7 protein-coding genes are annotated in these 22,891 nt (G+C 58.1%); 5 read left to right on the top strand and 2 right to left on the bottom strand.

Going from position 1 to position 22,891, the window contains the following annotated elements; genetic code table 11:
• The first annotated feature begins 38 nt into the window (after positions 1-38).
• Positions 39-1,031 carry an esterase/lipase family protein gene (locus tag EC9_RS23480; protein ID WP_145123305.1) on the top strand — a complete coding sequence of 331 codons (993 nt, stop codon included), beginning with the start codon at positions 39-41 and terminating at the stop codon, positions 1,029-1,031.
• A 788-nt stretch (positions 1,032-1,819) separates the two neighbouring features.
• Here EC9_RS23480 and EC9_RS23475 read toward each other — a convergent pair.
• Positions 1,820-2,689, bottom strand: a complete 870-nt coding sequence (locus EC9_RS23475) for a DUF1571 domain-containing protein (protein WP_218934380.1) — start codon at positions 2,687-2,689, stop codon at positions 1,820-1,822.
• Positions 2,690-3,088: 399 nt separating this feature from the next.
• Between EC9_RS23475 and EC9_RS23470 the strand changes: the two genes are divergently transcribed.
• Positions 3,089-3,568 carry an EVE domain-containing protein gene (locus EC9_RS23470; protein ID WP_145123303.1) on the top strand — a complete coding sequence of 160 codons (480 nt, stop codon included), beginning with the start codon at positions 3,089-3,091 and terminating at the stop codon, positions 3,566-3,568.
• Here the strand turns inward: EC9_RS23470 and ykgO are convergent.
• A complete protein-coding gene (ykgO, locus tag EC9_RS23465; protein ID WP_145123302.1) occupies positions 3,565-3,717 on the bottom strand; it encodes a type B 50S ribosomal protein L36 in 153 nt (50 codons plus the stop codon). The genes EC9_RS23470 and ykgO overlap by 4 nt on opposite strands.
• 145 nt (positions 3,718-3,862) lie before the next feature.
• On the opposite strand from ykgO, the gene larC reads away from it, so the two are divergent.
• From larC to EC9_RS23450, 3 genes are all read left to right on the top strand, one after another.
• Positions 3,863-5,080, top strand: a complete 1,218-nt coding sequence (larC, locus tag EC9_RS23460) for a nickel pincer cofactor biosynthesis protein LarC (RefSeq protein WP_145348464.1) — start codon at positions 3,863-3,865, stop codon at positions 5,078-5,080.
• A gap of 297 nt (positions 5,081-5,377) precedes the next feature.
• Positions 5,378-21,025, top strand: a complete 15,648-nt coding sequence (locus tag EC9_RS23455; protein ID WP_145348463.1) for a CARDB domain-containing protein — start codon at positions 5,378-5,380, stop codon at positions 21,023-21,025.
• 165 nt (positions 21,026-21,190) lie between these two features.
• On the top strand, positions 21,191-22,453 hold the full coding sequence (locus tag EC9_RS23450; RefSeq protein WP_145348462.1) for a lactate racemase domain-containing protein: 1,263 nt from the start codon (positions 21,191-21,193) through the stop codon (positions 22,451-22,453).
• The last annotated feature ends 438 nt before the right edge of the window (positions 22,454-22,891 follow it).

The raw sequence follows: 22,891 nt of genomic DNA, 5'->3' as shown, positions 1-22,891 counted from the left end.
GGGCTCTTCATTGAGAATCCCATATCAAGGAGACTGAAATGCGTACGAAGTTCTCAATCTGGCTGATATTGCTGGTCGCGATCATGAACCAATCCACCAACCACGCCGACGAACCGGTTCCTGAATCCGCAGGGTTTGTCGCGAATTTGAAGCTTCCGACCTTGGGAGGCGTCCAGTTCTGGACCGATCTGCGTTGGTGGTACGGTTGGCGAATCCAGCAGAACAAATTGACCGATCAGTGCCGCCTGCTGAATCCATCGAACATTCGCCACTTCTCCGGCTCGCGAGAGGCCTGCGACGCGCGGTTGGCGGAGATCGTTAGCGACGGTCCTTGGCCCGAGCCACCGCAGCGAGTCGTCATTTGTCTGCACGGTCTGATGCGGACCCATCGCTCGTTTGCCTCCTTAGGAAAACGGATCGAAAAGGAAACGCCGGCGACAGTCATCCACTTCGGCTATGCGAGCACACGCGCTCCGGTCAGCCAGCACGCTCGCGCGCTGCGAGGGTTGATCGAGAGCCTGCCCGGCCAACCGCAGATCGATCTGGTCGGGCACAGCATGGGGAACATCGTCGCCCGGCATGCAATCGGCGACTGGCAAACCGAGGGCGATCCGGCGGGCGTCTTGGATCGACTGGGCCGATTTGTGATGCAGGGGCCGCCGAATCAAGGCGCTCAGATCGCCAAGCGGTTGCAGTCGACAACGGTGTTCGAAATCATCACCGGAACCAGCGGCGTGCAGTTGGGGATCAATTGGGACGAACTGCAGCAACATCTGGCGACGCCGCCATGCGAGTTTGGGATCATTGCCGGCGCGTTTGAGATGGGACGATTTCGCAATCCCTTAGTCGATGGTGACAGCGATCTGATCGTCAGCGTTGAAGAGGCGAAGCTCTCTGGAGCGAACGACTTTGTGATCGTGCCGGTGTTGCATTCGTTTTTGATGGACGACAAAGACGTCCAAGAGTTGACGCTGCGGTTTCTGGAGACCGGCGCCTTCGCGGACGACGGCCAACGCAACCCGCTGCCCTGAGCCGTATGCACTGAATCCGCAGGTGTTCGATCCAAGGGGACTGCCCTCCCCGAAAAACTTGCTAAACGCTCGTTTTCCGACCCTCCCAGCTCCGCCGGGCGGGTGAATTTGTGACGCACTACACCCTCCCAAAACGCAGTTTGCCGGGGAGGGTGGAACGAGTGCAGCGTCGTTCCGGGAGGGGCGTCGGGCGGTAAATCCGCAGGTGTTCGATCCAAGGGGACTGCCCTCCCCGAAAAACTTGCTAAACGCACGTTTTCCGACCCTCCCAGCTCCGCCGGGCGGGTGAATTGGTGACGTACTTCACCCTCCCCAAACGCAGTTTGCCGGGGAGGGTGGAACGAGCGCAGCGTCGTTCCGGGAGGGGCGTCGGGCGGTGAATCCGCAGGTGTTCGATCCTGGGGGACTGCCCTCCCCGAAAAACTTGCTAAACGCTGGTTTTCCGACCCTCCCAGCTCCGCCGGGTGGGTGAATTTGTGACGCACTTCACCGCTCCCCAAACGCAGTTTGCCGGGGAGGATGGAACGAGCGCAGCGTTGTTCCGGGAGGGGCATCGGGCGGTAAATCCGCAGGCGTTTGATCCCGGAGATGGCCCTCCCCTGAAAACTCGCAAAACGCTGGTTTTTCGACCCTCTCAGCTCCGCCGGGCGGGTGAATTTGTGGCGTACTTCACCGCTCCCCAAACGCAGTTTGCCGGGGAAGGTGGAACGAGCGCAGCGTCGTTCCGGGAGGGGCGTCGGGCGGGTGAAGTGGCGCGGAGGCTGCTGCGAATTGCGAGGCGCTGCTTCTTAGGGTTTGACCTGCGCCAACGACTCTTCCGATGCGATCGGTTCGAAAGCGTAATCGGGATTTTCGGCATCGAAGTCCATCGCGACGAAGTTCGGATTCAGGTCGACGTTGGCAAAGATGTACTCTTCCTTCAGCAACGGTTCGCTACCTTCGGTTTCCGGCCAATCGTAGGAGGCGAAGTAGACAGGGACCTGCATTTCCTTGTCGATGAAAATCCGCGCGATATGGTAATCGGCAGTCGAGTTGGGATCGGTCTGCGTGACTTGAATGTGTTCGCATTCCCGGTCTCCCAGTTTCGCATTGTCGTAGAACTTGACATCGACATCGCTCGTTTGGCGACTGTCGCGCATGTTCTCGATCAACCGGAAGATCAGGTTGCGGAAACCAAATTCGGTGATCGGGTGCAGGTTCCCCTGCATCGCCCAGGAACCCTTGGGGTTTAACTCGACGGTGATGTTTGCCAAGCGTGGCCCACCGCGCCGCGCCAAGACGTTGCCGTCGCGTTCGCCTTCGACGTACAACACTTCGCGGCCGGCCAGTTCGCTCGGCTTGAGGAACTTCAGGTAGACGCTCATCGGTGTGACCAACTTGCCGTCGGCAAAATGGCGGTGGCGGACTTTGGCTTGCATGTACTGTCGAGCCGTCAGTTCGCCGTCGATCCGTTCGCGCTTGATCAGCAGGCACGAATACTCTTTGATTTCTTCATCGGTTCGCTGCAGCCCCTTGGTCGCGATCTCGATCACGCGGTCCAGCGGGTGCGCCGACGTCGGCGCAGCTGTCGCTTTTTTGGCTGGGGCGGTTTCGAGGCTCGCCGAATCCTCGGCGGTTGCCAGTGTCGGCAGCAGGCCGATCAGCAGCAGTGCAATCATCGTGATGCTTGTTTCTTGTTGTCGCGATTGTCGTCGCATTTCTCACCCTCTTTCACGGTTGGGAGGTGCAGTGTATCCCTTCGAGCCACCAAACGGGAACGTAGCATTTTTCTCAGCTGGCGGGTGGAGCAAAAATTCCCTTTCTGCAGGAACGCGGTACGATCGCGTCTCCATCCAGAAAGCGCAAAAGTTCCACTCAAGCCGCATGTCCAATCGCTGTCCCCCAGAATGCCTGCTATTCACTATTCTAGCGCTACAGACTGGGGAGTAAACATTTGCCGCCGTTTCGCCGCCACACTAATTTACTCATCATCCCGATCCGCCCTTGAACTATCATCGCCACCGCGTTGACAATACTGGTCAATTTATCGTTTCACGAACATTCTGTAGGGAACACGCATGAAGTACTGGCTGATGAAGACCGAACCGGGAACCTATTCGATCGAAGATCTGGCGAAAGAGAAGCGGAAGACGACCTGCTGGGAAGGCGTCCGCAATTACCAGGCTCGCAATATGATGCGCGATGACTTTAAGAAAGGGGATCGCGTTCTCTTCTACCACTCGGGTGGGAAAGACCCCGCGGTTGTGGGAACTGCCAAGATTGCCAAGGGAGCCTATCCCGATCACTTCGCGTGGGATTCGGGCAGCAAGTATTACGACCCGAAGAGCAGCCCCGAGAACCCGCGCTGGTTTATGGTCGACGTGCAGTTAGACAAAGCGTTTGAGCAGCCAGTGACGCTTTCGCAGATGCGCAACGAACCCCAACTGGAGCAGATGGAACTGCTCCGCAAAGGAAGCCGATTGAGTGTCCAGCCGGTCACCGAATCGGAATTTGAGGTCGTGTTGAAGATGGCCGAAGCGGCCAAAAACAAAGCTTAGCGGCGAGCCTTCTTGGACTTCGCACCACCTTGGCGGACCTTGAACTTCGGATTGCTTTTGCAAATCACGTAGATTCGGCCACGACGCTTGACGACTTGGCAGTCGGGGTGACGATTCTTCAGCGTGCCGATCGAGCTTACAACTTTCATGGATCCAACTTTCTTAACAATATTATGCTAGCAACGGTTTACACTGCGTGCCGTTGGCAGTCTGATGTTTCTTCGGTTCATCAAGGGCTGCACATTTTATCCGTTCTTGATTTAACTGCAACGCCATTTTACCAGGAGCTTTTCTTTGCGTATCGCATACTTCGACTGCACCAGCGGAATCAGTGGTGATATGACCCTGGGGGCGCTGATCGACGCCGGGGCCAGTATCGACCGAATCCAAGCCGGTGTTCGATCGATGGGGCTCGGCGAGATCTCGATTACCGCGGAAAACATTAAGAAATACGGGTTTCGCGCGACGCAGGTCACGATCACGCATCCGCCAGAGCATGCTCATCGGCATCTCCATCACATCGAAGCGATGCTCGATAAAGGGGATATTTCGGCCGAAGCTCGCGATGTGGCCAAGCTGATTTTTCGTAATTTAGGCGAAGCGGAGGCGCAGGTTCACGGCTCGACGCTCGAAAAAGTCCATTTCCACGAAGTCGGCGCCATCGATTCGATCGCCGATATAACCGGCGTTGCGATCGCCCTGACCGAACTAGGTATTGAGCGAGTCGAGGCGTCGCCAGTTCCCACCGGCGGCGGAACGATCCAGATCGCCCACGGCCGCGTCGGCGTTCCCGCTCCCGCGACCGCGCTGCTGCTGGCCGGGATTCCGATCGCACCGAGCGACATTCAGGCGGAGCTGACGACGCCGACCGGAGCGGCGATTCTGAAGACGACCTGCAAAGCGTTTGGCCCGATTCCCGCGATGAAGATCTCCGCGATCGGTTGCGGTTCGGGGACGATGGATCTGGAGAAGCAAGCGAATATCTTGCGCGTGCTGATCGGCGACAGCGACACCGCTGGCCAACCGTCCGCTGGACAAGCTGCCGGTCAGTTCGAAACCGATCAGATCGTGATCACCGAGACAAACGTCGACGATTCGACGGCTGAAGAGTTGGCGTGGTGCGTCGACCAGTTGTTTGATGCCGGCGCATTGGACGTCTACCAAACACCGACGGTGATGAAGAAGGGCCGCAGCGGCGTCAAAATCACCGTGCTGGCCGACCCCAGCTTGGCCGCGACGGTCGAGAGCGTTTTACTCAGCTGTTCGTCGGCAATTGGCGTTCGTAGCTGGGACGCGCGGCGGACGAAATTGATTCGTCGGCCGCACGCTGTGGAAACCTCGTTCGGCAGCGTGCAAGGCAAATGTGCTTGGCTCCCTTCATCGCAGTGGCGATTCACCCCCGAACACGAATCGCTCCGTCAGCTGGCGGCCGAGAAAAAAGCGACAGTTCACGCCATCCGAGACGCCGCAACAAAGGCCTTCGATCCTGCCGCGCTGTTGCCGCCAAGCTAATTGTTCGTCTCTTCTGCCCCGCCACCTCTCGCGGGGCATGATGGATCGCATCTGTGTTTCCGCTGTGTTTCAGGGCAAGTCTGTTTCTGTGTCGAGGCAATTCTACCGCTTGGTACGCTGGCGAGCGGTCCCTCGGCGAGCGGGATGCGATAGCGTTCCGGCTGATGGCTCATGTTAAGAAACGGAATTTCCGGGTGGGCCCCTTGCGGCCATGGTGTTTTGCACCATTGTGGTGGGTATGCTGTCGGCGTTGCAGTTGACTGTATTGCGTCCCCGGATTGAGCAGAGGTGAGCTAGGTGTATGGCAAACGATCGTCAAAACGACTCGTCAAGCGTCGGAAGTTACAGGCTCAGCAATTAGAGGACCGGCGGCTGTTAGCGGCGGATCTCGAATCCGAGCCGAACGACACGCGGGATTTGGCAAACGAGCTGTCGCTACAAGTTTCCACGGCCGTTCCGTCGCTGATTCGTGGCAGCGTCGAGGCGGAGTTGCAAGCGGGGGAATCCGATTTCTTTCGTTTCGCAGCGTTCGCTGGCGATCGAGTCTCGGTCAGCGTGAGCGATTTGGGGTCGGGAGTCGATCCAGAAATTTATGTCCGCAACAGCGCGGGCACTGTTATCGCCCAAGATCGCGATTCGGGGCCGGGGCATTCAAGCCTGACATCGACGCTGTCGATCGATTCGAGCGGTACCTACTTTATCGAGATCGTGGGGGACAACGCCTCTACGTCGGGCGATTACCAGATCGACGCGATCATCGCCCGCAACCTTGCGTTTGAATCGGACCCAAATCAACGAAACGATTCGATTTATTATGCCGATCCGATCGAATTGGCCATCGCGGGAAATACCTTGTCGGGGATGATCGCCGGCACGATTTCCGCAACCGATGGGACCAACCGGGATGAGGATCTTTTTGGGATCGGTTTCATGAACGCTGGGCAAGCGGTTTCGATCGATTCGGTGGTCCCCGAATGGAGCGATTTGTCGCCAAATGTCGAACTGCTCGACGCCACCGGCACGCCGGTCATCGACACCAATGCCTCGCACGCGTCGTTCGATGGCACCACGTTAGTCGACTCCGAGTATTTCATCCGCGTCAGCGCGGAATCGGGCGAGGGCCCCAATTCACAGTATGCGGTCACCGCGACAATTAACGACACCGTGCCCCCGCGTGTCGCAAGCTTCGATCGCTTGCCTGGGGGGCAGCCAAACTCAGACACCTTGTTCTCCACGTTTTCGATCGACTTCACGGAAGCTCTGCTGGTCGGTTCGCTCTCGGAGACGGTCTTCGATCTTCGCAGTTGGGGCGCGGATGGTCAGTTTAACACGACGGACGATGTTCGATACGATCTGGATTTCAACTACGACGATGCTGCCAAGCGGATTGATTTTGAAATCACCGATGGACCACTCGACAACGGCACTTACAGTTTTGCTATCTCCAGTACGGTCACCGACCAGGTCGGCAACGCGATGGAGAGTGGCGCGGGATACAACCGTACCTTCATCGTCGACGCAGTTCCCGTAGCAGGTGTCTTCGAAGGCCGCGACAATGGCGAATATGGCAAGGCGACGCCGCTGTCGCTGGAAGCCGATACAAATGGAACCGGTTGGCTTCGCAGCGAGATTGGGTTTGGTGCGATCGATCCAAGCAGCGACGAAGATTGGTGGAGCTTCGATGCGTCGGCTGGGGACAGCGTCGATGTGTGGGTTCAACCGCGAAGCGATGGTTTCCGCCCCTCAGTGTTTCTGTACCAGATGCATGAAGATGGAACTCGCGTGGTTTCGATCGGTAGCGATTATTACGGTAGCGGTCCCAATCTCACTGGCTATTTGAGTGGCATCGAGGTCCCCACCGACGGCACCTATTTTGTTATGGTGCAGCGATATGCTGGGGCGGGTCAGTACGATGTCCGGGTGAATGTGAATCGCAGCCATGCAATCGAAACCGATGTCGGCGATGCCAATCGATCGATTGGCGGCGCCGACCCTCTGGTGTTTTCTGAGGATAGTTCCGTGCGTTCGGTCGATATTGCGGGAACGATCACGGAGCAGGGAGACGTCGACTACTACCAGCTAGGTCATCTCAATGCCGGTACGACGCTCACGGTCGATGCTTCGTTATTGCCTGATTGGTCGATCCTCGAAGCGACGGTGGAAGTTGTTTCCGCGGACGGTACGGTTGTTCTGGACGATGATGCAAGCGATGCGATCTTTCGCGGGGCGCTTGCCAGCGACGGTACCTACTATGCACGTGTTTGGGCCAACACCGCCGTGATCGATGGCAGCCGTTTTACGCTTACCGATCAAGCTTCGGGCTGGAATGATGCGGAAGCGGCTGCTGTTGCTTCCGGAGGTCATTTGGCGTCGATCGAGAACGCTGCGCAAACTCGCTTGCTTTACGATACCTTTGGTGGAAACAAGTGGATCGGTTTAAACGACGTCGCCAGTGAGGGAACGTTCCAGTGGAGCGACGGTTCGGACGTTGATTTCACAATCTGGGGCCCGGGGTATCCAAACTCCTATGATCATGCCGCATTTTCATCCAATGTCAGTTGGTACACGACCTACGAGTCTCGCAGCCTTCAGGGGATCATTGAAGTGCCAGCGGAGCCGGGGGCGCCAACGGTTTCCGGTGGCGGGATGCTGTCGCAGTATTTGCTTTCTGTCGAGATCGGCGACTTGGTTCCGCCGACGGTTGCGAGCGTCAGCCGTTTGCCCGAAGAGGAGGGCGTGCTCGATCAACTGGTCAGCACTTTTACCGTTTCTTTTAGTGAATCGATTGACACCGAAACGCTGTCCGCTGCGCCGCTCGAATTGCGTGGTGCGGGTGAGGATGGCGTGCTCGATACTGGGGACGATGTACTATACAACTTGAGCCACGGATACGACAGCGACGCGTTTGAGGTTAGTTTCACGGTCCACGATGGTCCGATATTGGAAGGCTTGCACCGCTTCACTATCGGTGACGACGTGACCGATGCCTTGGGCAACGCGTTGGATGGCGACGGTGACAGTACCACCGGCGGTGATTTTGTTCTCAGCTTCACCGTCGACGCAGTTCCCGAAGGAGGTGTCTTCGAAGGCCGCGACAATGGCGAATACGGCAAGGCGACGCCGCTGTCGCTGGAAGCCGATACGAATGGAACCGGTTGGCTGCGCAGCGAGATCGGGTTTGGTGCGATCGATCCAAGCAGCGACGAAGATTGGTGGAGCTTCGATGCGTCGGCTGGGGACAGCGTCGATGTTTGGGTTCAACCGCAAAGCGATGGTTTCCGCCCCTCAGTGTTTCTGTACCAGATGCATGAAGATGGAACTCGCGTGGTTTCGATCGGTAGCGATTATTACGGTAGCGGTCCCAATCTCACTGGCTATTTGAGTGGCATCGAGGTCCCCACCGACGGCACCTATTTTGTTATGGTGCAGCGATATGCTGGGGCGGGTCAGTACGATGTCCGGGTGAATGTGAATCGCAGCCATGCAATCGAAACCGATGTCGGCGATGCCAATCGATCGATTGGCGGCGCCGACCCTCTGGTGTTTTCTGAGGATAGTTCCGTGCGTTCGGTCGATATTGCGGGAACGATCACGGAGCAGGGAGACGTCGACTACTACCAGCTAGGTCATCTTAATGCCGGTACGACGCTCACGGTCGATGCTTCGTTATTGCCTGATTGGTCGATCCTCGAAGCGACGGTGGAAGTTGTTTCCGCGGACGGTACGGTTGTTCCGGACGATGATGCCAGCGATGCGATCTTTCACGGGGCGCTTGTCAACGACGGCACCTACTATGCACGCGTTTGGGCCAACACCGCCGTGATCGATGGCAGCCGTTTTACGCTTACCGATCAAGCTTCGGGCTGGAATGATGCGGAAGCGGCTGCTGTTGCTTCCGGAGGGCACTTGGCGTCGATCGATAACGCTGCGCAAACTCGCTTGCTTTACGATACCTTTGGTGGAAACAAGTGGATCGGTTTAAACGACGTCGCCAGTGAGGGAACGTTCCAGTGGAGCGACGGTTCGGACGTTGATTTCACAATCTGGGGCCCGGGGTATCCAAACTCCTATGATCATGCCGCATTTTCATCCAATGTCAGTTGGTACACGACCTACGAGTCTCGCAGCCTTCAGGGGATCATTGAAGTGCCAGCGGAGCCGGGGGCGCCAACGGTTTCCGGTGGCGGGATGCTGTCGCAGTATTTGCTTTCTGTCGAGATCGGCGACTTGGTTCCGCCGACGGTTGCGAGCGTCAGCCGTTTGCCCGAAGAGGAGGGCGTGCTCGATCAACTGGTCAGCACTTTTACCGTTTCTTTTAGTGAATCGATTGACACCGAAACGCTGTCCGCTGCGCCGCTCGAATTGCGTGGTGCGGGTGAGGATGGCGTGCTCGATACTGGGGACGATGTACTATACAACTTGAGCCACGGATACGACAGCGACGCGTTTGAGGTTAGTTTCACGGTCCACGATGGTCCGATATTGGAAGGCTTGCACCGCTTCACTATCGGTGACGACGTGACCGATGCCTTGGGCAACGCGTTGGATGGCGACGGTGACAGTACCACCGGCGGTGATTTTGTTCTCAGCTTCACCGTCGACGCAGTTCCCGAAGGAGGTGTCTTCGAAGGCCGCGACAATGGCGAATACGGCAAGGCGACGCCGCTGTCGCTGGAAGCCGATACGAATGGAACCGGTTGGCTGCGCAGCGAGATTGGGTTTGGTGTGATCGATCCGCGCGGCGATCAAGATTGGTGGAGCTTCGATGCATTGGCTGGCGACAGCGTCGATGTATGGGTTCAGCCGCAAGGAAGTGTTTTCTTGCCCTATCTCACCTTGTACCAGATGCGTGAAGACGGCTCAGGCTTGGTCGCACTCGACAGCGACTACGCTCCTAGTGGTCCGGGGAACACGGCATACATCGCGGACGTGCTGTTGCCTGCTGACGGCACGTACTACGTTCGCATGCAAACCAATATTTATCACGTTGGAAGCCAATATGAGGTTCGCATCAACGTCAATCGTGGTCACCAAATAGAACGTGACGAAAACAATGGTAATCGTTCTATTGGTGGTGCCAACGCATTGACATTTGACGAAACCGGCACCGTAAGATCTGCCAGCATCGTGGGAACGATCACCGAGCAGGGAGACGTCGACTACTACCAGCTAGGTCATCTCAATGCCGGTACGACTCTCACCGTCGATGCTTCGTCGTTGCCCGAGTGGTCGATCCTGGAACCGTCGGTGGAAATTGTTTCAGCGGATGGCACCGTTATTCCGGACGATGATACCAGCGATGCGATCTTTCACGGGACGCTTGCCAGCGACGGTACCTATTACGCACGTGTTTGGGCCAACACCGCCGTGATTGATGGCAGCCGTTTTACGCTTACCGATCAAGCTTCGGGCTGGAATGATGCGGAAGCGGCGGCTGTGGCAGCCGGAGGCCACTTGGCGTCGATCGATAACGCTGAACAAACCCGACTGCTTTATCATACCTTTGGCGGAAACAGATGGATCGGTTTAAACGACGTCGCCAGTGAGGGAACGTTCCAGTGGAGCGACGGTTCGGACGTTGATTTCACAATCTGGGGCCCGGGGTATCCAAACTCCTATAATCATGCCGCATTTTCATCCAATGTCAGTTGGTACACGACCTACGAGTCGCGGAGTCTCTATGGGATCGTCGAAGTGCCAGCCGAGCCGGGGGCGCCGACGGTTTCCGGTGGCGGGATGCTGTCGCAGTATTTGCTTTCTGTCGAGATCGGCGACTTGGTACCGCCGACGGTTGCGGGCGTCAGCCGTTTGCCCGAAGAGGAGGCCGTGCTCGATCAACTGGTCAGCACTTTTACCGTTTCTTTTAGTGAATCGATTGACACCGAAACGCTGTCCGCTGCGACGCTCGAATTGCGTGGTGCGGGTGAGGATGGCGTGCTCGATACTGGGGACGATGTACTTTACAACTTGAGCCACGGATACGACAGCGACGCGTTTGAGGTTAGCTTTGCGGTTCTCGATGGTCCGCTAGTCGATGGGCAACATCGGCTGACGATCGACGACGCCGTGACCGATGTCTTGGGCAACGCATTGGATGGCGATCTCGACAATACCGCTGGCGGTGATTTTGTTCGCACCTTCACCGTCGACGCAATTCCCGAAGAAGGTGTCTTCGAAGGCCGCGACAATGGCGAGTATGGCAAAGCGACGCCGTTGGGATTCGAAGCCGATACCAACGGAACCGGTTGGCTGCGCAGTGAGATTGGGTTTGGTGCGATCGATCCAACCAGCGATCAAGATTGGTGGAGCTTTGATGCATTGACTGGGGACAGCGTCGATGTATGGGTTCAGCCGCAAAGCGATGGTTTCCGGCCCTCAGTGTTTCTGTACAAGATGCATGAAGATGGAATGCGCGTGGTTTCGATCGGTAGCGACTATAACGGTAGCGGTCCCGATCTCACTGGCTATTTGAGTGGTATGGAGGTCCCCACCGACGGCACCTATTTTGTTATGGTGCAACGATATGCTGGGGCGGGTCAGTACGATGTTCGAGTCAATTTGCATCGCTCCTCCAGCATCGAAACGGATCAAAACTACTCCAACGATACCCGCTCCAACGCCGATCTGCTCGCGTTGTCCGGCGACGACAGTTCACGTTATGGTTCGATGGTTGGAACCGTGATGGCGGGACAGTCGGGGAACGTCGACGAGGACTACTTCCAACTCGGTGTGATCGAGGCGGGAGAGACGATTTTGGCTCGCGCTCAAACTCCGGCCTGGAGCACTTTGGAGCCGTTAATCGAGATTCGCGATGCCGACGGGAACGTCGTCTCAGTGAATCCCGTACCGACAGGGGCCGACGTGGCGCGGTTCACTGCGACCGATTCGGGAGTCTTTTATGCGGTCGTCGTGGGGATCGGTGGCGAGGGGATTAAGGGGCAATATCGGCTCGATGTGACGGTTTCCGACGAACTCTCGGTTCCCGATCTTGTCGTCTCGGCGATCGATTTGCCATCGCCGGTTTCCGCGGGGGAACAGGTAACCGTTTCGTGGACCGTCGGCAACTTTGGCACCGCGGCGACCGATGCGACAAGCTGGGTCGACCGCGTGATCTTGTCGGCCAACGATACGATCAATGACTTCGACGATATCGTGCTCGGCAACTTTGTGCGCGATGTGCCGTTGTCCGCCAATCAGACCTATGACGCTGAATTGACGGTGTCGTTGTCTCAGCGATTGGCCGGTCCGTACCATCTGTTTGTGCAAACCGATTTCCGCAACGATCTGTTTGAGTTCGTCTTGGACGACAATAATCTGACACAGTCGGCGACGCCTTGGCAGATCGGCCCAGCGCCGCTGCCCGATCTGGTTGTCCCGGTGGAATCGATGGTTGCACCGACGCAGATCGATCCCGAAGCTGAGTTTTCGGTCGCTTGGCGGACCGAAAACGTTGGGGCGGTGCCCGCACCGGGCGGCTGGGTTGAACGCGTCTACATCGCCGATTCCAGCTCGGGACAGAACCGACAATTGTTGGGGCTGTTCACTCACGACGAAGATTTGGCGGCGGGGAGCTCCACCGCCACGCGGACCGAAACATTTCAATTGCCCGCCGGCAGTTTTGCTGGCGACGTCTATTTTGTGGTCGAAGTCGACGCGACCGATTCGATCTACGAATCGGACGAAACAAACCACTTTGTCGCGACAACAGCCAGCGATGTACGGACGTTGTTGTCGTTTATCAGCACGTCGACCGAGATTGAAGAGGGGGGAGCACAGGCTCGGATCACGCTGGTTCGCAACGGCTCCACCGCTCACCCCCTGTCGGTAAGCTTGCAAGCCGATGTTGCAAACCAGATCGATTATCCCCGCGAAGTGATCATTCCCGCCGGTCGCAGCCGGGTGACGTTTTATGTGTCGGCCAGCGAAGATGCCATCGTCGATGGCGATCGAGCGGTCCAGATCTCGGCAACGGCAACCGATTTCGATGTTGCGGAGGCAAGCTTCGATGTGATCGATCGCGATCGGGCGACGATCACCGCAACGCTTTCGGAAACGAACGTTCTCGAAGGGGACTCGACCACCTTGACGGTCTCGCACAACGGTCTTGGCACATCGGACGTGGTCGTTCGGATCACGGCCACGCCATCGAATCAAATCGATTTCCCCGCGGCGGTGCTGATCCCTGCGGGGCAAACGAGCGTCGATGTGACGGCCACCGTAACGGACGATTCGATCTTTGAGTCGGCCGGTACGATCGTGATCGACGGCAAATCGGCCGGCTACGTCGCGGGACGGGCTGATCTGAATGTTCCCGCGTCGGATGTTCCAACGCTGCAGATCGACATCCCGTCGACGATGGCTGAAGGGGACGATGCGATCGGCACGATCACTCTGGACGCCGTCCGCGATCAACCGGTTCACGTTTTGCTGAATTCCGACGCGGCGGGTTTGTTTGTTTTGCCGACGTTGACGATCCCCGCTGGCGCGCGATCGGCACAGTTCTCGATGCTTGCAATCGAGAACAGCGACGTCGATGCCGCGCGATCGATCGCGGTGATGGCCGCGCCGGTTACCGATTTTAACTCGGCTGCGATCGCCGACGCCGCGGTCATCGCCAATGTCTCGCTGTTGGACAACGACGGACCCACCCTGTCGGCTTGGATCGACCGTGGGGTGATCTCCGAAAACGGTATCGCCACGTTGACGGTATCACGCAACACCGATACCTCCGGCGCGTTGGTGGTATCCTTGCTAGCCGATGACAGCGGCGAGCTAGCGGTCCCCGCAACAGTGACGATTGCCGCTGGAGAACGCTCGGCCACGGTGGCTGTTCAGGGATTGGAGGATAGCGTCGCCGATGGCGATCAAAACGTGCAAGTGACCGCCGCGGCCGACGGCTTCAATTCCGGCTTGGTCAACGTGATCGTTTCCGATTTGGACTTGCCCGATCTCGTCGTCGCGTCGCTGGAAATACCGGCGGAGATCGATCCCGGATCGCGGCCGACGCTGCATTGGTCGGTGGCGAACTTGGGCATCGCGGCGGCAACCGACGGTTGGACCGAACGGATCTATTTGTCGTCCGATCCGCAATTTGGAAATGACACGTTGTTGGCGGAACATCGCTTCTCGGGGCCGCTGTCGGTCGATGCGAGCAACGGGAGAAGCGTGCCGGTGACTTTCCCCGATACGCCAGGGGAATTCTGGGTGATCGTCGAAGTCGACGGCGAGCAAACGCTTCGCGAGGGGATCGATGCCAACAATCGGTTTGTTTCACCGACGCCCATTTTGCTCCGACCGTCGTACACCGCCACAGTTTCTGCGGAGATCGAAAGTGCCGCCGCAGGAACCGCAGTGACACTTGCTGGCAGCGCCGCCAACACTGACGGCACGCCAGCGGCGTTGGTCGACGTCGTGGTCCACATCACAGTGCGTGGGACAACGCGAACGCTGGATGCAAGGACCGACGCGAACGGCAACTTCCAAACCCTCTTCACTCCGCTGTCGGGCGAAGCGGGGCGGTATGCCGTCGCTGCATCCCATCCCGCGTTGTCGGCGCCGATGTCGCAAGACACTTTTGATTTGCATGGCCTGGTTCCCACGGCCGGTTTCGATTTCATTGGCTTGCCTGCTGGCAGCTCGACAACGCAATCGATCACGATCCGCAATTTGGCCGATCTTCCACTGACAGGCCTCTCGATCACGACGGTTGATGTCGCCAGCGGATTATCGGTCACCCCATCGGTTCCCGCCTCCAACGTCGCAGCGTCTGGATCGTTTGACCTGACGTACGACCTGACCGATCTATCCGCGGATCAGGGGGCCAGCCAATTTGTACTTCGTGTGAGCACCAACGAAGCTCCGGCGCTGGAGATCCCGATCACCGTCGACGTCATCGCCCCGCAGGCGTCGTTGGCGTTCGAGCAATCGACGCTGGAAACAAGTATGGTTGTCGGCGAACAGACAAGCGTTGAACTGGTAATCGAGAACCGTGGCGTTGCCGACTCGGGACCGATCGAACTGTTCCTGCCCGCAGAGGCACCGTGGATGTCGGTGATCTCGGGGCGAACGATCGAGAATCTTCCCGCGGGCGATAAGCTCACTGTCACCCTGATGTTGCAACCGTCGATCGATCTGGAACTGGGAAGCTATCGCGGTTCGATCGTCGCCAGTAGCGAAGCGGGAGATATTGCTGTTGATTTTGATTTCAGAGCGACTGCGGAAACCGTGGGAGAGTTGCGTGTGACAGTCGTCGACGAACTTTTCTACTTTGCCGAGGGGGCTCCTACCGTCCGCGACGCCGCGATCGAATTGCGAGATGCCATCACGAGAGCATTGGTGGCAACCAACGCCGCAGTAGCGGCCAGAGCAGCTGGGGAATCGGCGGGCACGGTGACGGTTGACGACGACGGAGCGATTCGATTTTCCGACGTTCCACGCGGCAAATACATTGTCCAGGTCAGTGCGGATAGCCACGATCCCAACGAAGTGTTGTTGGAGATTCCGGCTGGCGATGTTGCCGACGAACAAATCTTCATTTCCCGAAACTTCGTTGAGTATACGTGGACGGTCGAAGAGGTTGAGGTCGAAGACCGGACTCGCGTAACGATTGAAGCTGTCTTCGAGACCAACGTTCCCGCCCCGGTTGTGGTGGTCGAATCAAACATCGACCTGTCCGCACTCAGCAATCCCGGAGATACACAAACATTTGAGGTGAAATACACCAACGAGGGATTCATTCAGGCCGAAGCTGTCGAAATCTTTTTTGATGAACATCCGTATTACGAGATCGCCCCCCTGGTCAACGAGATTCCGATCTTGCCGGCTCGTTCGACTGCAACGATTCCAGTTCGTGTCACGCGCCGCGTGGTTGCCGGGCCTCCACCCGAAGGCGAGTCAGCGGGAAGCTTGCCCGATGCGGATTGCCATATCGACGGCTATACGATCTATCGTTATGAATGCGGTCCCAATGGCGTATGGAAACGCGTCCCGATCGCTGTCATCGGCGTCGACGGAAACTGTGCTCCTGGAGGGGGGGCACATTCGCCCGGCGGAGGTGGAACGTTTGTTGGCACTGGTCTTGGTAGCGGTCCGAGCGCAGGCGGTCCGTCTTTTGGAGGGAAAACAGGCGACGGCGTGCCTCCAGGCTTGCCTCCTGATCCGGTATTTTCCGGTCCACCTCCGGCGATTCCCCAAGCTCCTTCCTCTTGTGACGCATGTTTGGAGGAGGTCGGAGAACAGGCACGCGACTATTTGATCGGCAAAATCCCGTTTGCTGGTGAGATAACGATGGCGATGGGGTTCGGAGACTCGGTTCAAGATGTTGCCGATGCCGTCGCTGGCAACGACTCGTTTGACAAGAACGATGCCAAATCATTAACTAAAACCGCATTGGGGTTTGTCGCATTATTTCCCTCTCCATGGGGAATGGCGGCCCGTGGCGTGTTGACCGCTTGGGATGCTTATGACAGCCTCTATCCGCTGCTTACGAAATGCGCCGGCTTGTTTGGATTTGGTCCTTCCGCGCCGGTAACTCCGCTCGAGGGCGAAGCGGCCGCGGTGGGGCCAGCCGTTCAAGTGGCGGCCTCGCGGCTACAAGAGTTACTCGATTTCTATCAAGCCTTCTCCGCGCCGGAACAGTACCTTTATGGCAGCGCTGAGTTTATCGGTGTCTCGCAGTCGTTGGAACGCTTGAGCTGGGTGGCCGATGTGAAGTCGCTCACGCTGAATGCGACCGAAAATTTTCAGCGAATCTCGTCTGACGATCGCCAACTTTTAATCGATCACGCCCATCGGCCCGATGCCGTCAGTGATGAAGAGGTGGATCGTTTTGTCGACCGTATTAATCGCAGCATCGACTATTGGGACGCGGGGGTCTTTACGACAGAGGATCTGCCTGAGGGCGCCAATGGCGACTTTATCGATCTGAAGCATTGGGGGGGCCTGATGCAGGAAGCGGAGACGGCTTACAGCGAGTTTGGTGAGCAGTCGATGGCGGCGTTGGACTCGGCGATCGACGATACCGTGCTCGAGCTGCTGAATGCGATGAACGGGCATTCTGACGATGGCGTTTGCGCTGCCGTTCGACTGCAGATCACCCAGGACGTGGTGCAGACACGCCAGGGATTCCAGGCGACGCTAGGCATTGCCAATCAGACTACTTCTCCGCTGAATGCTGTGATTGCGGAAGTCGTGGTTCTGGATCGCACGGGCAACGATGTTTCGGAATTGTTTGGTGTGCAGGTGATTGCTTCGGAAGGCTTCGATATAAACGGCGGTTCGGCCACGATCGGGATTGGAGGCGATGGTACAACGACCTGGTTGATCGTCCCTTCGACCGAAGCAGCACCGCTTGGCGCAACGGAATATTTTGTCGCTGGAAGTTTCCAATATGACCAATTTGGTTTGACCGTTAAAGAAACGCTGCTGCCGACAGCGATCACCGTCTTGCCCCAACCCGAGTTGGTGTTGGATTACTTTTTACAGCGCGATGTTGTCAGCGATGACCCGTTCACCGATGCGGTCGAACCAGCGGAGATTTTTACCCTGGGGGCGCAAGTTCGCAATCATGGCGTCGGAATTGCACGCGACCTGCGGATCGAATCGGCCCAGCCGAAGATCATCGAAAATGAAAAAGGCCTGCTGATCGATTTCGAAATCGTCGGCACCAGCGTCAACGGTGAACCTGCCCAACGGACGCTGACTGCGGAGATCGGCGATCTCGCTGGCGGAGAACTGGCGATCGCCCAGTGGCAACTAGAAGCCTCGTTGCAGGGATTGTTTACCGAATACGAAGCGAGCTTCGAACACATCTCCGACTTTGGTCGCCCTGATTTAAGTCTGGTCAAGAGCGTCGAGATTCACGAATTGATCCGCCCGGTGCAGGCTACCGCTTCGGGAGTCGACGACCGGCTGTCCGACTTCCTGGTCAACGATATTCCCGACGTGCAAGACCTTCCCGATACGCTCTATCTGTCCGATGGTAGCGTCCAGGAAGTGCAGCTCGGTAGCGATGCTCAGTTCGATCCGAACGCATCGCCCTGGAGCCTGGTCGTCGATGTCTCGGCGACGATGCCCGACGGTTGGGGATACTTGCGATTGCAAGACCCCAGTGACGGTAATCATGAGTTGATCGGGATTCGACGTTCCGACGGCAGTCTGTTGGCGTCGGAAAATTTCTGGCAGACCGACCGCACCTTCATCGGTCTTGGAAAACGACCGGTATACGAAAACGTCGTCCATCTGCTCGATTTTGACAGCACCGGCGAATACCAGTTCGTCTATTCCAACGGCGATCGACAGGGACCGGTTGTTGAACGGTTTAGCGGTGTCAGTCCGAATCCAACCGATCGTGCGATCGATGTCATCGACGTGCATTTCGACGAACCAATCGATCCGGCAACGCTCCTGCGCGACGCGATCACGCTGTTGAAAAACGGCGTTCCGTTGGACACGCCGACGCTCGCGATCTCGGCGAATTTGAATCCGACGCTCCGGCTCTCCGGACTCGGTGCCCTGACCGCCGACGACGCCGTCTACGAACTGCATATCGAGCTGGCGTCGGTCCGCGATCTTTCGCAAAACCCAGCCCAGGGAGTCGCTTCGCTGACGTGGGTCAAAGGGGAAGCGGCACCAGCGGTGATCGAAGTCTCCGGCCTTCCATCGGCGATTGCGACGACGGCAGTCGACAGCTTCCAGATCCAGGTCACCGAATCGGTTCAGCTTGCGTCGCTGCAAACGGCTCTCTCGATCCAACGCGATGGCAATCCGATCGATCTCTCGTCGGCTTCGTTCCACCTGGTTAGCGAGGGGCTCTACGAGGTCTCTGGTCTCAACGCGTTGACCGCAACCGACGGCGACTATCAGGTGAGCATCGATGCAGCGCGGTTGATCGATCTCGATGGTCTCTTCGGTTTTGGTTCAACATCCAAAATCTGGACGCTCGACACCACCGCACCCCAAATTACCGACCTTTTCGCCCCGCCGACCAATCCACGCAACATCGTAGTCCAACGGATCGACGTGCAATTCTCTGAGCCAGTCGATCTGACCAGCCTCGGCGTCGACGATCTCCGGTTGGTCCGCGACGGCGCGGCGGAGAACTTGATCGCGGGGGACAGCCGAGTGACCATCGAGGACCGCGGCGACAACGTCTACCGGATCGCTGGCATCAACTGGGTCCAAGGCTTTATCGCCGACCCGCAGATCGCTGACTTCACGTTCACAATCCATGGCTCCGAAATCCAAGATCTTGCCGGAAACAGCGGCTCGGGCTCTTTGTCGACGACTTGGACGATCGATCTCGTTTCGCCCACGGTTCCCACCGACATGGCGCTTGCCGTGGAACCGGCGACCGACGGGACCTCGACGTCGGCGGCCAATGCGGTCTTCAGCGGCACCGTCGACGAAAACGGCCTGACCTTGGTTATCGAAAACGAATACACGGGAGACGAACTGTTCCGTGGGACGCTAAACGATCGACAGTTCTCGATTCCGCTGCGGCTTCCCTCCGAAGGCCGCAACGAACTATCGGGACGGCTGATCGATAACGCTGGCAACACGACAGATTTTCCGTTGCCCGACGCATTTACCAACCTTTTGCCTCCGACCGTCGTCGAGACTTCGGGATTCAAACCCACCATTCGCGCGACGGCGATCGACGCGTTTTCGGTCACGTTTGCGAAACCGATTCGGCCCGAAACACTCACCCGCGACGTGCTGACGCTGTGGCGCGACGATACTGCGGTTCCGCTGCCCGCGGGGCTGACGATCGACGCATCGGCCGACGCCTTCATCTTGACGATTTCGGGGCTTCGCAGCGCGACCGCCGACGAAGGGGCGTATCGGTTGAGTATCGATCTCAGCGGCGTACGATCCACTGACGGCTTGGCTGGCACCGGAACGTACAGCGAACGTTGGATGGTCGACACGACGCCCCCAACGACGCGTGTCGTGTCGACACCGTTGGAATCGACGGCGCGACGTTATCTGTTGTCGGTCGAATCGGATCCATCGCAAGGGACGTCGTCACCGATTTCAGAGTTTCAAGTGTACGCGGCCTCGGAGAACTCCCCCCTGCGACTCGTCGCTCAATTGGAACCCGAGTCGCCGGCGACCGAATTTTCCAGCGAATTGAACGAAGAACATCTGTTCTTCAGCGATTCGATCGACGCGGCGGGCAACCAACAACGCCTCTCGATCGGTTCGACCGGGCAATTCCCGATTCGTCTGGACGGGGACGCATTGGCCGGATTACCGGACGATCTAACCTTTGAAACAGGGACCGAGTTCGAATTTTCGGGCGAATGGACCGTCCAACCTCCCGTGCTTGTCGATGGCGGGTTGGTGCATCAAGTTCAGCACGGCGTCCGCTTGCTGAACGTCCAAACGTCGACACCTTGGAGCAATCCGGTGTTGGTTTGGGATGTCAATCACGATGGCCTCGTTACGCCGCTGGATGCACTACAAATCATCAATCGTTTGAATCGGATCAGTGGCATGGGCGACGTGAAGCTGCCGCAGCCCGAAGGAGGAACGGATCATCGATACTATGATGTCACCGGCGATGGAAACAGCACGCCCCTCGACGCGCTCCGTGTCCTCAATGCACTGAACCGCAGGAACTTTGGGGAAGTGGGCGAGAGCGAAAGTCTTGCCGCAGCAGCCTTGAACCCTTGGGCACCGCTCGTTGCATCCCAAGGATTGGTGGAGCCAGCGTGGACTGTGGACCACCAGCAATCCTTGATAGGTGATTCGTTCGCTTTGCCGGAGCGTGATCTGGCAAATCCGCTCGAGTCCCAGGAGGTTGATGCGTTTTTCTTCGATCACTCGAATTTGGACGATGATGACGACGAGGAAACGCAGTTGTTGGAGCTGTTGTTTGAAGCCGGCCGATTAGGGCTCGACAAGTGGAATGGTGCGTTGCTGGGCCATGTGGGACCAAGGTGAACGCAGTGCGGCATCAGGTTTGCGGTGAGCCACGCAGGGACCGTTGAGGAGATCCTCGGATGATGGGAGAATGCGCTTTATCCTAAAGCGGGATCGCGCCGAACGAATCTGCTGTCGTCGGCACCACGATTGAATCTCCATCAACGAAAGGCTGTTTGGCGAACGATGTCTGAATTCCCTCGCATGTTCCGCGTTCGTCAAACGTTTGACGACACGCGCGTTGCTTCGATCTCGTCTGCGGTGGCGAACCAATTGAGTGGATCGTCGCTGGCGGCGAAGATTCGTCCGGGGCAGAGCGTTGCGATTTCGGTTGGCAGTCGTGGGATCGCCAACATCGCCGAGATCGTTCGAGCAATCGTCGACTACGTCAAATCCTTGGGCGGCGTCCCCTTTATCGTTCCCGCGATGGGCAGCCACGGTGGCGGGACCGCCGAAGGGCAGGCGGCCCTGTTGGGACGATACGGCGTGACCGACGCGGCGATGGGCTGCGAGATCCGCAGCAGCATGGAGACGATCGTCGTCGCTCAGGCGAAAGAGGGTTTTGACGTCCACTTCGACCGACACGCTTCGACCGCCGATCATGTGATCGTCTGCAATCGGATCAAGCCGCACACGCGATTTGTCGGCGAGATCGAGAGCGGGCTGATGAAGATGCTGTTGATCGGTTTGGGCAAACGCAACGGCGCGGTGGTCTACCATCAAGCGATCCAGAACTTCAGCTTCGGCCAGATCATTCGCAGCGTAGCCGGTGAGGTTTTGAATCGTTGCCCGATCGCACTTGGGGTCGCAATCCTGGAGAACGGGTACGACGAGACCGCAGCGATCCAAGCGGTCGAGCCACAACAGTTTGAATCGCATGAACGGAAACTGCTGCTGCGAGCCCGCGCGATGATGCCCGCCCTCCCCTTCGATCGCGCCGATCTATTGATCGTCGACAAGATCGGCAAGGACATCAGTGGTGCCGGGATGGACACGAACATCGTCGGCCGCAAATACAACGACCACGTCGCTCGCGAGGACGAGTTTCCCAAGATCCATCAGATCTACGCCCGCGGCCTCACCGCAGCGACGGCCGGGAATGCGACCGGCGTCGGGATCGCCGAATATTGCCATCAGCGACTCGTCGATCAGATGGATCCCGTCGCGACGCGAATCAATTGCCTGACCGGCGGCCACGTGACCGCGGCGATGGTACCGATCCATTTCGCAACCGATCGCGAAGTCTTGGCGGCGGCGATCACGCAAGCGGGACTGGTCGCGCCGGCGGACGTTCGCTGGATGTGGGCTCCCAACACGCTGGAGATCTCCGAGGTGATGTGCTCCGAAGCCTACTGGGACCAAGTCGCCGATCGGCCGAACTTGCAGATCGTCCATCCGCCCGAACCGATCCGCTTCGATGCCGACGATCAGTTGTTGGAAGTTTTTTAGTTTAGAAGCCCGCTCAAGCCCCGCCGCGGTTTTGTCTTGCATGGACGCGCGGGGCGTTGCCCACGCGGTTAAACGATGGGGATCGTCGCCGGGACGCTTTCGTTTAACCGCGTGCCCATCGGGCCGCGCGTCTCGGTGCGACATGTCTTCTGGCCGCGGGGCTTCGGTGCGACGCCTGCTTTGGGTTGCGGTTCTGGCTTGCATGGACGCGCGGGGCGTTGCCCACGCGGTTAAACGATGGGAGTTGGCTGTCGCGGGATTCTTCGTTTAACCGCGTGCCCATCGGGCCGCGCGTCCTGCTGCGACATGTCTTCTGGCGGCGGTTCTGTCTCGCATGGACGCGCGGGGCGTTGCCCACGCGGTTAAACGACGGGGGGCGTCGCCGGGATTCTTCGTTTAACCGCGTGCCCATCGGGCCGCGCGTCCTGGGGGTGAATT

The organism is Rosistilla ulvae, from assembly GCF_007741475.1.
Taxonomy (GTDB): Bacteria; Planctomycetota; Planctomycetia; order Pirellulales; family Pirellulaceae; genus Rosistilla; species Rosistilla ulvae.
The sequence above is the reverse complement of the archived record's forward strand: the minus strand, read 5'-3'. Positions and strand labels throughout refer to the sequence as shown.